Here is a 14,222-nt window from a genome sequence, read left to right on the forward strand (position 1 = left end):
GCGGCCGGTACTGTCCGCACTCCTGATCAACGTCCACGTAGACGGTGAAACTCGATCATTGTGCGCCGCGACACAGATGTCAACCGCCTCATCGACCGAGGCCGGGCGGTCGTTTCGAATCTACATCAACGTGGATTGAATCAACGAATGAGTTGACAGATCGACCCGTTGCGGGCAGGCTCTTGACGAGCGACACACGTCACAATTCGCTGTGACCTGGAAGGAAGAATCTCCATGAGCGGCACGCTGCACGGCAAGGTTGCGTTCATTACCGGAGCTGCGCGCGGACAGGGGCGCAGCCACGCACTACGGCTGGCAAAGGACGGGGCCGACATCATCGCCGCCGACATCTGTCGTCCCATCGACTCCGTGCCCTACCCCCTGGCCACCGAAGACGACCTCGCCGAGACCGTCGCACTGGTAGAACAACTCGGCCGACGCATCGTCGCAAGCGTCGCCGATGTGCGTGACAAAGCCGCACTCGCCAACGCATGCGACAGGGGCGCAACCGAACTCGGTGGAGTCGACATCGTGGTCGCCAACGCCGGAATCGCACCGCAACAGTCCCGCGAGCGCGACCGAGACGCCGTGTTCGCCGACGTGCTCGCCGTCAATCTGACCGGAGTGTTCAACACCGTCGAGGTCACCCGCGAACGCATGATCACCCAGGGACGGGGCGGATCGATTGTGCTGACGAACTCGACAGCGGGGATGAAGGCCGTCGGGGGCAGCTCCGGCGCGGGAATCGGTTACACCGCGAGCAAACACGGTCTGGTCGGATTGATGCGCCAGTACGCCGTGCTCCTGGCCGAGCACAACATCCGCGTGAACGCTGTACACCCGACCGGCGTCCGCACACCCATGGTGGTCGGAAACGCCGCGCTGGCAGAGGCGTTGGCGGACCCGAGCAATATGGGAAACTCGATCAGCAACCTGCTCCCGATAGACATGCTCGAGCCCGAGGACATCTCCAATGCGGTGGCTTGGCTGGTGTCCGACGAATCTCGATACGTCACCGGAGTCTCGCTTCCCGTCGACGCCGGATTGGCGATCAAATGAGTGCCGACCACCGCACGGATGCGGCATTGGTGGTCGATGGCGACCGTGTGATCGACCCGCGACTGTTCCGCGACATCCTCGGCCACTTCCCCACCGGGGTCGTAGCGGTGACCGCACTCGACACCGGAGCTCGACCGGTCGGCATGGCCGTCGGATCGTTCACCTCGGTCTCCCTCGACCCCCCACTGGTGGCCTTCCTCCCCGACAAGTCCTCGACTACCTTCCCTAAAATCCTTGCCGCGCAGAGGTTCTGCGCGAACGTACTCGGATCCGGCCAACGAGCGGTGTGTCGCAGTCTCGCGCGAAAAGGCGCCGACAAGTTCGCCGACGTCGATTGGACGCCCACGCCCTCCGGCATGCCGCGGATCAAGGGATCGCTCGCGTGGATCGATTGCGCGATCGACGCCGTCCACGATGCGGGCGACCACCACATCGTGATCGGGCGCGTGCACCACCTCGAACTCGACACACCGAAGTCGCCGCTCATCTTCTTCCAAGGCGGCTACGGCGGCTTCAGCGCGGACGACGCCGGCGCATGACGGGGTTGCTCGTCGCCAACCGCGGCGAGGTCGCGCTGCGAATCATGCGCACCGCCACCGCGCGCGGGTTGCCCACGGTCGCCGTGTACAGCGAAGACGACTCCGATTCCGCACACGTCGCGCTCGCGGACACCGCGGTCGCGCTACCGGGGGTCGGCCCGTCCGCGTATCTGAATGCCGAAAGAATCTGCGCGGCAGCGTTATCAGCGGGTGCGACGATCGTGCATCCCGGCTACGGCTTCCTGAGCGAAAGCGCCGAGCTGGCGCAAGCATGCGCTACCACCGGGCTCACTTTCGTCGGTCCGGACGCCGCGACGCTGCGGCTGCTCGGCGACAAATCCAGTACCCGCGAACTGGCCGAACGCTGCCACGTCCCGGTGCTGCCCGCGACCAGCGGGGCCACGACGAAAGCCACGGCGCACGAGTTCGCCCGTTCGCTCGGCGCGGGCGCGGTCATCGTCAAGGCGAGCGCGGGCGGCGGCGGTCGCGGCATGCGCATCGTCGAGGACCTCGAAGACCTCGACCGTGCTATCGACCGCTGCCGCTCGGAGGCCGAGCGCGGCTTCGGGGTGCCGGACATCTACGTCGAGGCCTATCTCCCGCGCGCGCGACACATCGAAGTTCAGGTCGCGGGCGACGGTGGCGGGTCTCCGATACATCTGTTCGACCGAGACTGCACGGCCCAGCGTCGACACCAGAAGATGGTGGAGATCGCACCGGCACGGTGGCTGCCGGAATCGACCCGAACAGCGCTGTTCGACGCCGCGCTGACACTCGCGGCCGAGGTATCGCTGCGCGGACTGGCGACCTTCGAATTCCTCGTCGACGCCGACGATCTCGATCGGTGGTACTTCATCGAAGCCAATCCACGGTTGCAGGTCGAGCACGGCATCACCGAGCAGATCACCGGCGTGGACCTCGTAGGACTCCAACTCGATCTCGCCGACCACAGGACGCTGGCACAGCTGTGCCTGTCCCCCGAAACCCTCGGCGCACCGCTCGGCATCGCCATCGAAGCAAGGATCACCGGAGTGCCGGGCGCCGAAGGGACCCGGCAACTCGCCGAAGTGCGGTTTCCGGCCGGAGAACACCTGCGAGTCGAATCGCATCTGCGGCGAGGAAGCCGCGTCGGAACCGAATACGACCCGCTGCTCGCCAAGATCATCGTGCACCACGAGAACGGTGACTTCGACGCCACGGCCGAGCAACTGTACGAAGCGCTCGCCGAGGTTCGCCTCGACCACCTCGACACCGACCTTTCGACACTGCGGTGGTTGTTGTCCAGCAACGATTTTCGCCTCGGCCGAAGCACGACACGGACCATCGACGAGTACTTGGCAGCCGCCGTACCGGCCACGATGCCGGAGTCGAGGCACCGCAGGATCGAGGTTCGCGCGCCCGCGACCGGAACTGTCGTGGCGCTGTCGGCGCGGGCGGGTTCGACCGTCGACCGTGGCGAAGTACTCGCCACGGTCGAGGCGATGAAGATGGAGACCGACCTGCGCGCGCCCGTTTCCGGCAGGGTCGTCTCCGTGGAGGTCGCGACCGGCGATTCGGTCTCGGCGCTGACCGTGCTCGCCGTACTCGAGCCGAACAGCCAGCAGCCAGAGCAGGACTCGATAGTCGAAACCGTCGACCATCCGGCGACGCGAGCCGATCTGGACGACCTCACCGCCCGACACCACCGAACGCTCGACGACGCCAGAGCCGAGGCCGTCGACCGACGCCACCGGAGCGGAAAACGCACCGCCCGGCAGAACGTGCGCGACTTGTTCGATTCCGAGGATTTCCACGAGTACGGCCCCTTGGTGATCGCCGCACAGCGGCTCAGGAAAACCGTCGAGGAGTTGGAATCCGCCACTCCCGCCGACGGTGTGGTCACGGCCTTCGGAACCGTCGGTGGCCGCAGGACCGCCGCGCTCGCCTACGACTACACGGTCCTCGCGGGGACCCAGGGTCTCCAGGGCCACAAGAAGGCCGAGCGAATGTTCGAGCTCGCGGGCCGGCGTGGTACACCGGTCGTCGTGTTCGCCGAAGGCGGCGGTGGCAGGCCGGGCGACACCGACGACATGTCCAGGGCCACGCGGATGGATCTTGGCACGTTCGTGGCCTTCGGCCGCCTCAATGGCGTGGTGCCGACGGTGGGGATCGCCTCGGGACGTTGTTTCGCGGGTAACGCGGCCCTGGTCGGGCTCTGCGATCTTGTCATCGCTACCCGAGACGCGACCGTCGGGCTCGGCGGCCCCGCGATGGTCGAAGGCGGCGGACTCGGGTCCTTCGCGCCGGAGGATATCGGTCCCGTCTCGGTGCAGGAACCCAACGGGGTCATCGACGTTCTGGTGGACGACGAAGCCGAAGCGGTGGCCATCACCCGGCGATACTTGGCCTATTTCGGTGCGCCCGCGACTACCTGGAGCACACCCGATCAACGTCCGCTGCGCCACCTCGTGCCCGAACGTCGAAACCGCCCGTTCGACATCCGCACCGTCATCGACACCCTTGCCGACGCGGGGTCGGTGTTGGAGCTGCGCCGCGCGTTCGCTCCGGGCCTCGTCACCGCGCTGGTGCGCATCGAGGGGCGAGCCACCGGCGTGATCGCCAATGACGGGCGTTGTGCCGGTGGCACTCTCGGCAGTGCGGAAGCGGACAAGATGGCTCGTTTCCTGCAGCTCTGCGAGGCACACGCACTGCCTGTCGTCTCACTCTGTGACACGGCGGGATTCCTGGTCGGCCCGGATGCCGAACAGACGGCCACGGTGCGCCACGTCGCGCGCCTGTTCGTCGTCGCACCGGCGCTCACGGTCCCGTTCTGCACGGTGATCGTGCGCAAGGCCTACGGGCTCGGCGGCCAGGCGATGGCGGGCGGTAGCTTCCGCGTACCCGATGCGATCGTGGCATGGCCGACCGGCGAGCTGGGAGCGATGGGCCCCGAAGGCGCCGTCACACTCGGTTTCCGGCGTGAACTCGCGGCGATCACCGATGCCGCCGAGCGCGAGTCGCGCTACCGCGAACACCTGGCGCAGTTCGAGCGGCACGGCAAGGCCGTCAACGCCGCATCGGTTTTCGAGATCGACGACGTGATCGACCCCGCGTCGACGAGGTCATGGATCGCCGCAGTGGTCAGCCAGCAACGACCGGACCGTTCTGCGCTGGTGCGGCGCAGAATCGACACCTGGTAGCGTCCGACCACTCTCGATACCCGAAAGAACCAAAAGCAGTGCCCCACCAAAAGCAATGCCCCGGAGCCGCGTTCGGCTCCGGGGCATTGTCGTCGCCGCGGTCACCGCGCGGTGTAGTTCTCCAGGTCGGGGCGCAGGGTCATCTGCCAGTACTCCACATTCAGGAACGGCATCACGAACACCACCCTGCCGTGTGAGTTCCGGTAATAGGTGGACATTCCCCGATGCGTCCACACCGTGCGCGCGTGGGTCGCGTCGACTAACTCGTTATAGGCACGGTTGGCCTCGGTAGTCGCGTCCAACGCCTTGATCCCGTTGCGGAACATCTCGGTCAGTAGGCCTCTGATGTACCGCATCTGGACCTCCATGAAGAACATGAAGCTGCCGCTGCCCGGAAAAGAGTTCGGGCCACCGAGCATGAAGAAGTTCGGGAATTCGGGCACCGAAACCCCCAGGTACGCCTTGGGGTCGTCGTCGTTCCACGCCTGCCTGAGCGAAAGGCCACCGATGCCGCGAACATCCATCGAGCTCACGAAGCGCGCGGCATCGAATCCGGTGGCCCACACGATCACATCGACATCGGTCCGCACGCCCTGATCATCGACCAGGCCCTCGGGTCGGACAGCAGCCACGGATCGATCGATCAGGTCCACGTTGTCCTTACGCAGGGTCGCATACCAGCCGTTGTCGAGCAGGATCCGCTTGCCGAAGGGCGGGTAGTCTGGAATGACCTTGTCCAACAGATCTTTTCGATCACCGACCTGTTCGGTGATGTACCTGGTGAAGTATTCTCGGTGCGCGTCGTTACGCGCATTCACCGACCGCTGCGGGTGATCCCATTCCGGATCGACCCGCAGGGACTCGATGACCTTGTCACCGAACTGCCAGAACAGCCGGATCCAGTACCAGCTGTGGTAAATCGGGCAGGTCTGCATCAGTCGACGCAGTTCCTCGGGGATGGGCATCCTGAACTTCTCGAAGGGAGCGACCCATTGCGGGGACCGCTGAAAGATGGTCAGATGCGCCACTCGGTCGACGATGGCGGGCGCGATCTGCATCGAGCTCGCACCGGTCCCGACGATCGCGACCCGCTTTCCGTCGAGGTCGAGGTTCTCCGGCCAATCGGCGGAATGGAAGCTCGTGCCTTCGAACCGATCCATGCCCGGAATATTCGGCGTCTTCTGGCGATTGAGCACCCCTACCGCACTGATCACGATGTCGGATCGCAGCGTGGAGGAAGAACCGTCCGCGTTGTTCACCTCGACAATCCATTGCGCTGCCGCTTCGTCATAGGCCGCCGATCGAACCTCGCTACCGTAACGAACACGCTCGTCGGCGCCGAGATCTTTCAACACCCGCGCGAAATACGCCTGCAACTCGTTACGCAATTCGAAATGCGTCGTCCAGTCGTTCTTCGCGAACGAGAACGAGTAGAGGTGGCTCGGCGTATCGACACCCGCACCCGGATAGGTGTTCTGCCACCAGTTTCCGCCCGCCTCGGGCTGCTTCTCCAAGATCACGTAGTCCACGCCCATGTCCTCGAGCTGTTGCGCGGCAGCGATGCCCGCCACTCCCGTCCCGATGACGATGACCGAAAAACCCTCGGGAGCGCCGAGTGGTTCCTGTGCGAGATGCGGCGAATCGGGCGCGGCGCGGCGCGCCAGCTCCAACGACAGCATCTGCCCGTACTCCGCGCCGACGGGTTCGCCCATGCACACCGTCATCATGCGCACGGTCAACTCCGGCGAGGGCGTCTCGATGGCCGGGCGCACGCCGTTCTGCAGGTCCAGTACCGCGGCAACCGCGGCTTCCCGGATTTCGCGCTGCACGACTTCATCCAGCCCGCCGGAGTCGTGGTCGCCGAGACCCTTACCCCTGGTCGGCAGGTACGGCGCCGCTAGCCATTTCTCGTCGCCTGTGGTTTGAAACACCACCATCAGTAGCGAGGGGATGTTGGCCCGGGCAACGGCCGTACGGACCTCGGCTTCTGTCAATCTGTCCGGACCGAAACCGACACCGTGGCCAGCGGGCACCGACTCATCGTGCTCCGTCTTCATTCGAATACCTCTCGCATCGATATGGCTGATCGGAGACCAGTGCTCCTTGCCAAGACCACCCGTATTTCAACGTTCATGTTGATTGTCTGTGTGTCCATCGTGGCAGGCGTCGCGCGCGTTTGTCAACGCAGAAGTTGACTGGTATACAGTCCACGTACGCGTTGACACCGCGCGGCAGATCAGGACACTGCCCACATCGAGGCCGCCGATGTCGCAAACCACCGCGGGCGGCCGTTCTCGATGCGCCCACTCGCGCGACCAGGCCGCGCACGTTCGAAATTCGTGCGTATTCGGCATTCGGCGAAACCACACCGAGCCCACGGCGAACCGGATCAACACGACGGAAGAGACGAAGGATGCAACTCGACGGAAAACGAATCCTCGTGACCGGCGGCGCCCAGGGAATCGGCGCCGCGATCGTCAAGGCCTACGCGGCCGAAGGCGCGAGGGTGCACTCGTTCGATCTGAACGAGGCCGACGGCGCCGCGACGGCGAAACAGGCCAACGACCGCGGCCCGGGCACGGCCACCTTCACCCGGTTGGACATCACCGACGGATCGGCGACGGAGACGCTGTTCCGGAGCGCGGCAGCGAAACTGGGTGGAATCGACGTCCTCGTCAATATCGCTGGACTACAAAAGTCCGCCATGGCCGAGGACATCACCGACGAACTCTTCCACAGCGTCTACCGCGTCAACGTGCTCGGCACAATCCACACCAACCAGTCCGCCTTCCGAATCATGAAGGAAGCGGGAACGGGAGCCATCGTCAACTTCGGTTCGATGTCCGGCTTCACCGGGGAACTCGCGAACTCGACCTACGGCTCCTCGAAAGGCGCGGTGCATACCTGGACCAGAACGGTCGCACGAGAATGGGGCCCCCACGGCATCCGCGTCAATGCCGTATTGCCCTACGTGAACACACCGATGTTCGACAAATACACCAACTCGCTGACACCGGAAGAGCTGGCGCAATACCGGGAACAACTACGCAAGGACATCCCGCTCGGCGGAACATTCGGCAACGCGGACACCGACCTGGCGCCCGTGCTGGTATTCCTCGCCAGCGACGCTTCACACTTCATCACCGGTCAACTCCTCCCGGTGGACGGCGGTTTCGCCGCCGTACGGTGATCGTCTCGCGCCGTCGACGGGTCTTCGTTCAGCGTGCGCCGATCAGCTCCAGGGTCGAGTCCAGCACGGCACGGTCCGCGGATGCTGGGACCAGGATGAACTCGTCGAGGCCTGCGGCCTCGGCGGCGTCGAGAGCGCGGTGTAGGGCGTCGGACTCGTGGGTCCCCATCGCGGCGGCTGTACCCGAGGCAGCCTCGGGGCCGAGGAAGTCCAGGTAGTCGGCGGTGAAATCGCGGAGCACGCGCTCGGGTTCCGCGATACCGAGCGCGTAGAAACAACCGCTCACCAATCGCGGGGCGGCGCGGCCCGCGTCCGTCCAGGCCTGGCGGGCCGCTTCGGCCGACCATGCGATCTCCGCGGGGGTTCCCGTGACACTGAACGACACCACGCCGTCTGCCCATTTCGCGGCGCGAGCCAACGACTTCGGGCCGAGCGCACCGGCAAGGACGGGTGGTCCGCCGGGCTGGACGCAGGGCGGGCCGACCGGATCCGTTCCCGCCGAGGGGCATTCGCCCGCCCACAACGATCGCAGTTCGGCCACGGCGTGATCGAGCCGCTCATGGCGTTTTCCGAAACCCGCTGCGAGACTGCGGTAATCATCGATCCTTCCGCCCACCCCCACACCGAGGGTGAAACGACCCTCGGACAGCACATCGATCGTCGCGGACTGCTTGGCGACCAGTTCCACCGGGTGCGCGGGCAGCACCGAAAGGTTCGCGAAGATCCGCACCCGCTCGGTCACCGCGGCCGCTGCCGCCAGCGTCGTCCACATCTCCTGGTTGTGGAAGGTCAGGCGCTCACCGCACGAAATGCTCGACACCGGCCCCTGGTCGGCGAGCCGACTCCACTCGACGGTGGCCGCCCGGTCGTAGCCACGGCACATGGTAGGCAACGCGATTCCGATATCCATCGACCCAGCATCGAGCACCGGGCGCGACATAACAAGTACGTGTTCTAGTTTCTCATGGACGGCTGCGACGTCTGAGCACCCACCGCGCGGTGTGCGCGTGTACTCGCACGCCCGCACATCACCGGGCCTACGGTGCCCGATCAGGCAAATCGGCGCCCGAGCGCGGTGAGAGCGCTTGCCACCACCGCACGATCGCTGGCGTCGGCGAGCGCGCGAGCGTGCTGTCCACCGTTGAACCCCAGGAGCAGGGGTTTCCCGAACACCGCATGGCCGTTGAGCCACACCGACCACAGTCCCGGCGAATCCGGGTCGCGCCATTCGATGAATTCGGCGGTGCTGTCCCAGAACGCCGACTCGAATTCCAACCACAACTTGTCCAACAGTCCGGCGCCGAGCGCGGCGATCGCCTCTTGCTTGCGCTCCGGCAGTGCCGGGGTGAACCTGATCGCCGAGGACTTGAGCACCCCGATCGGAACCGTGACCACCACCGCGTCGGCATCGAGGTGCGCGCCTATCGCCAAGTCGAGGCGCACGCCGGTTGCGGTGTGCGAGATCGCGGTCACCGGCGTGTTTGTGTGCACGACGCGTCGGTTCTGCAAGTGCGCGATCAAACGGTCGTACCCGTCGAGCAACAACAGATCGGCTCCGCGTCCCGTGCCGAACCACCCCTGGTCGGCGGCCACCGCGAGTTCGCTTGGCTCGCAACCGTATTCCTGTGCGTAGGCCACGCTCGTCGCGTACCGCAAGCCGGCGGGTAGCGGGTCGGGCAGCAGCGCCGAGACCGCCGTCATATCCGGGTCCTCGACATCGTCGAGTGCCTCCAGATGTTCGCCGAGCTCTGCCATCGCGGCCTCGTCTCGTCCGACGATATCGTCGTAGTCGACCTCATACCCTCGCCCACGACTGCGCCGCAATAGCGCGCCGATCGGATTACGCGCCGCGCCGTGAATCCAAGACGCACCCAATTCGACGGGCGCTCCGGCGATTCGGCGCGTCCACACCCGTCCACCGACCCGATCGCGTGCTTCGACCACCCGCACGTCGAACCCGAACCGCTCCAACGCATCCGCACACCCTAATCCGGCGAAACCGGCCCCCACCACGACGATTCGGGCGCCAGCCCGCGCGGTGCGACGAATCTCCCGCGCCGCCCGCCGTCCCGATTCCAGTGCGCCACGGGTGGTCGCCGGAGCATCCACCGACGTCGCCTCCCCGGCGAAGAACACACGGTCGGCCACCGGCTCGGCCAGCAACGTGCGCATATCCACACCCAAGCAGCTCGGCGTCTGAAAAGAGTAGGAGCACAGCGCGAACGGGTCGGTCGACCACGACGTTCGCAGAAAGGACACGGGTTCCGGCACGGCGGTCGATCGGCGTCCGGTCACGACGTCCCACCGTCCGGCCGTGGACACGTGGGCGCGGTCCCCGCAGCCGGATCGACGGTGCATCCCGACATGCGGCCTACTTCAGACCCAGGCTGTCGAGGAAGCCGAGCAGTTCGCGGTTCACCTCGGCTGGTTTCTCTTGTTGCAGCCAATGTCCCGCACCGTCGATCAGCACCTCACGGTATTCGCCGGACACCACCTGGGAAATACGGTCGTTCGAGCTGATGGCGAGCACCGGGTCGGCGCTGCCGCCGATGAACAGCGTCGGCACCGTGATGGTCGAGGCCGGAGTCTGTTCGGTCAGTTCCCAGTTCCGGTCGAAATTGCGGTACCAGTTCAGTCCCCCGGTGAAGCCCGTGCGTGTGAATTCCTCGGTGTAGTGGTCGAGTTCGGGCTGAGTGATCCAGTCCGGCAGACGGTCAGGCTCGGGCAGGCGGTCAATCAGACCGGCCGGTCCAGGAGCGAACATGCGCTGCGTCGCGAAGGTTTCGACGTTCAGGCCGCCGATCATTCGACGCAGCGTGCGCGCGGGGTCGCCGTTCAGTTCGGCGTCGGCGATGCCGGGTTCTTGGAAGTAGAGGATATAGAAGAAGTTGTCCCCGAAGGTCTTTCGCCAGATCCGGGTCGGCGGCACCGACGAACGCGGCACCGGCCGCACGCTCATCGTGACCACACCCGCTACCCGATCCGGGTGCAGCAGTGCGAAGTTCGCGACAACGGGCGAACCCCAGTCGTGTCCGACGACCACCGCGCGCTCGGCGCCGACGTCGTCGAGCAGTCCGGCCAGGTCGCCGGTCAGTTCGACGATGGAGTAGTCCTCGACGCCCTCGGGTCGCGACGAGCCGCCGTATCCGCGCTGATCCGGGGCCAGCACGCGGTATCCGGCGGCCGCGAGCGCGGGGATCTGATGACGCCACGAGTAGGCCAGTTCGGGGAAACCGTGCGCCAAGACGACCACCGGCGCATCGCGATCACCGGACTCGATGACCCGCAGGGAAATACCGTTCGTCTCGACTGTGCGTTCGATGGGTGTTGTCACACGCCCAGTCAAGCACCGGCGGCTGCCCGGAGAGAACGTTGGCGGCGAATCCGAGGTGGCTGCCCACCGGAGCCCGGTGCCATCGTCATCGGGCGTTCGGAAGATTCTCGACGACGACCGGCTCGATCCCCTCCTCTGCCGGCAGCTCGAAGCCGAAAACCTGTCCGTAGAAACTCAATTCGGAATCCAAGGCCGTGCGGATGTTCTCGGCCCGCCGAAACCCGTGCTGCTCTCCTTCGAAGAGAAGATAGGCGACCGGAATCTGGCGCTCCCGCAACGCGTCGACGATCATCTGGGACTGATTGGGCGGCACCACGGCATCCTCGCTGCCCTGCAACACGATCAGCGGACTACGGAACTGCTCGACGTGATGGATGGGCGAGCGCTCTCGATAGAGGTCCCGCTCGGCCGGATACGCGCCGATCAGACCGTCCAGGTAACGGCTTTCGAACTTGTGCGTCTCGGCGGCGAGCGCCTCGAGATCGGCGACGCCGTAATGGTCGGCGCCCGCGGCGAAGGGGGTGTCGGCGCGGGCCAGCGCGGCCAGCGTGGTGTAACCACCGGCCGAACCACCGCGGATGGCGAGCCGGTTCGCATCGACACGGCCGTTGTCCGCGAGCCACCGGGCGGCGGCGATGCAGTCGGCCACATCCACCACACCCCAAGCGTCCTGCAACAACTCGCGGTAGGCGCGGCCGTAGCCGGTGGAGCCGCCGTAATTGACGTCGACGACCGCGATTCCGCGACTGGTCCAGTACTGCGTGCTCGGGGCGAGCACGGGCACCGCATGCCCCGTGGGACCGCCGTGAATCACCACGAGCAGCGGCGGCAATTCCGCACCCGCACCGCCGTATCGGCTGCTCGCGGGTGGGTAGAACAACGCGTGTGCGGTGCGTGGCGCGCCACGGCGATCCGTCGAAGGAAACGAGATCGGCTCGGGCACCGAGACATCGGCGGACTCGAGCCCGAGATCGCGGGGAGCGCGCAGGGTTTCGACTTCGAGCGTCGGAAACACGAGACGATAGATGCCGACCTCGGCGGTGGGTGCGCCAGCCACCACGATCACCGCGTTCTCGTCGGCGCGCGCTATCGAGCCGATCGCGGAAAAGGGCAACGCCAGATCGATCACCGACCCGTCCGGGCGACGCAGCGCGAGGCCGTCGTAGCCGTCGCGCCACCGGGCGAACACAATGCCGTGCTCGCCGAGCACCACATACCGCGACGAGCCCAATTGCCAGGCGGGTTCGCCGATTTCGGCCTCCACCTCGATGACGGTCTCGACATCACCGCCCGACGTCCAGCGGTACAGGTTCCACCAGCCGTTGCGGTCGGACAGAAACAGCAGCGAACCGTCGTCCTGCCAGCGCGGCTCCTGCACCGACTCACCCGGACCACCCGCGACGACGATCTCCGTACCGGTCGCGAGATCACGCACCCGCAGCACAGTGTCGTCCCACGGCATCGACGGGTGGTCCCAGGTGACGACGGCCAGCGCGGCGCCGTCCGGGCTGATCCTCGGTGCGACAACGAAATCCGGCCCGCTGACCAGCACCTCCGGCCGGGACAGCCCATCCGCCGACAGCCGCACGATCTCGTTGCGCACATCGATCGCACCGCGCCCGTCGACCGGATGGTGCTCTCGAACCGCCACGATGGACCCGTCCGGGCCGAACGCACCGTCTCCGTAGCGATCACCGCGTGCCGAAGCGGGCTCCGGCGTCAACGCGACCGCCACCCCACCCCGCTCGATCCGATACAGCCGCTGGTCGGCCCAGTTCACGAAATAGACAACACCGGCACGCACCCACCAAGCCCCGCCACCGTATTCATGCACCGCGGTACGCGCATCCATCCCCTCCGGCAACAGATCCGTGCACGCCCCCGCAGGATCGCGACGCACAATCTGCGTCCGCCCGCCAGCATCGGGACGCCCCTCCGACCAATACACATCACCCCCGTCCACCCGCACCGCACCAAGGCGCACCGCGGCGCTGACAACACTCGCGGAGGTGATGGAAGTCGGCCAGGACCCGAAGGGCATGTCGGTGATCGTCACCTCGGCCAGGTTAGTCGCCGCGGGGCGAGCTCCTTCAGACCTCTATCGACGTCTCGAGGAGCCTGGCGAGTTCGGTCATGTCGGAAACAGTGACATCGGCCGGGTAGCGGGCGTTGCCGAACGGCCGTTGACGACGGTCGATGAATGCCGTGCGCAAACCGGCGGCCTTCGCACCGATGCAGTCGAACGCATGGTTGGCGACGAAGAGGACCTCCTGGCGACCGAGGCCGACCAGAGCGGTGGCAGTCTGGTAGGTCACTTTGGCCGGTTTGAAGGAGTCCGCCTCGGCCACCGAAATAACCCGATCCCACAGGTGCTCGGTTTTCGAGAAAGGAACCCCTTCGGCCAGCAGATCCGGATCGCCATTGGACAGGATATACAGCTCGAGACCGTGTTCCTTGATGTCGGTGAGAGCCTGAACGACGTCGGGGAAGGGGTCGAGCCGAGTGATGTTGGAGAACAGTTCACGCACCTCGTCGTCCGTGGCGTCGATACCTGCTCGTTCGAGCGTGTACTTGACGGCCTCGAAGCCGATCTGCCGGTACGGCGTGTGGTCGCGGTCGAGCAGTCCGTCGATCATCGAATTCTCGAAATGGGTTCGCCGCCACCAGGTTACGAGCCGACTCGGCGGGTTCTCCGTATAGCCCTTGGACTCGAGAAACGGCGTCATCGCACGGACCAAGCTTCCCTGCATGTCCACGACAGTGCCGTAGAAGTCGAACATGACGGCTTTGATCGGCGCGAGATCCTGAATACTCAACGGAAAATCCTTCGACGTGTCGGATACTGTGCCTTCACGCTAGGAGCCACCGCCGCGAGAAATCATTGGCCGATACGTCACGATCGGCCGATATGGATCGTACGA

The 14,222-nt window shown here is 65.7% G+C and carries 10 protein-coding genes; 4 read left to right on the plus strand and 6 right to left on the minus strand.

What is annotated here, in order from left to right; genetic code table 11:
• Positions 1-234: 234 nt before the first annotated feature.
• Genes ABEA50_RS24285 through ABEA50_RS24295 form a run of 3 tightly spaced genes read left to right on the plus strand, consistent with a single transcriptional unit; the run spans position 235 to position 4,777 of the window.
• Positions 235-1,059, plus strand: a complete 825-nt coding sequence (locus ABEA50_RS24285) for a mycofactocin-coupled SDR family oxidoreductase (RefSeq protein ID WP_345498161.1) — start codon at positions 235-237, stop codon at positions 1,057-1,059.
• A complete protein-coding gene (locus ABEA50_RS24290) occupies positions 1,056-1,598 on the plus strand; it encodes a flavin reductase family protein (RefSeq protein ID WP_345498162.1) in 543 nt (180 codons plus the stop codon). Before ABEA50_RS24285 ends, ABEA50_RS24290 begins: the two co-directional genes overlap by 4 nt.
• Positions 1,595-4,777, plus strand: coding sequence for a carboxyl transferase domain-containing protein (locus ABEA50_RS24295; RefSeq protein WP_345498163.1), 3,183 nt, complete (start codon positions 1,595-1,597; stop codon positions 4,775-4,777). Before ABEA50_RS24290 ends, ABEA50_RS24295 begins: the two co-directional genes overlap by 4 nt.
• A 101-nt stretch (positions 4,778-4,878) precedes the next feature.
• Here ABEA50_RS24295 and ABEA50_RS24300 read toward each other — a convergent pair whose 3' ends face one another.
• A complete protein-coding gene (locus ABEA50_RS24300; protein WP_345498164.1) occupies positions 4,879-6,834 on the minus strand; it encodes a flavin-containing monooxygenase in 1,956 nt (651 codons plus the stop codon).
• A gap of 356 nt (positions 6,835-7,190) precedes the next feature.
• Between ABEA50_RS24300 and ABEA50_RS24305 the strand changes: the two genes are divergently transcribed.
• Complete coding sequence (locus ABEA50_RS24305) at positions 7,191-7,967, plus strand: SDR family NAD(P)-dependent oxidoreductase (RefSeq protein WP_345498165.1); 777 nt, start codon at positions 7,191-7,193, stop codon at positions 7,965-7,967.
• A gap of 28 nt (positions 7,968-7,995) precedes the next feature.
• Here the strand turns inward: ABEA50_RS24305 and ABEA50_RS24310 are convergent, their stop codons facing one another.
• From ABEA50_RS24310 to ABEA50_RS24330, 5 genes are all read right to left on the minus strand, one after another.
• A complete protein-coding gene (locus ABEA50_RS24310; protein WP_345498167.1) occupies positions 7,996-8,877 on the minus strand; it encodes an LLM class flavin-dependent oxidoreductase in 882 nt (293 codons plus the stop codon).
• A gap of 140 nt (positions 8,878-9,017) precedes the next feature.
• Positions 9,018-10,325 (minus strand): flavin monoamine oxidase family protein, encoded by a 1,308-nt coding sequence (locus ABEA50_RS24315; RefSeq protein WP_345498169.1) that lies wholly within the window; start codon positions 10,323-10,325, stop codon positions 9,018-9,020.
• A 13-nt stretch (positions 10,326-10,338) separates the two neighbouring features.
• Complete coding sequence (locus ABEA50_RS24320; protein WP_345498171.1) at positions 10,339-11,301, minus strand: alpha/beta fold hydrolase; 963 nt, start codon at positions 11,299-11,301, stop codon at positions 10,339-10,341.
• A gap of 85 nt (positions 11,302-11,386) precedes the next feature.
• Entirely contained in the window at positions 11,387-13,357 is a 1,971-nt protein-coding gene (locus tag ABEA50_RS24325) for a S9 family peptidase (RefSeq protein ID WP_345498173.1), read from the minus strand.
• Between the two features lie 34 nt (positions 13,358-13,391).
• A complete protein-coding gene (locus ABEA50_RS24330) occupies positions 13,392-14,117 on the minus strand; it encodes a haloacid dehalogenase type II (RefSeq protein WP_345498174.1) in 726 nt (241 codons plus the stop codon).
• Positions 14,118-14,222: the final 105 nt, after the last annotated feature.

Source organism: Nocardia callitridis, assembly GCF_039543305.1.
GTDB classification, from domain to species: Bacteria; Actinomycetota; Actinomycetes; order Mycobacteriales; family Mycobacteriaceae; genus Nocardia; species Nocardia callitridis.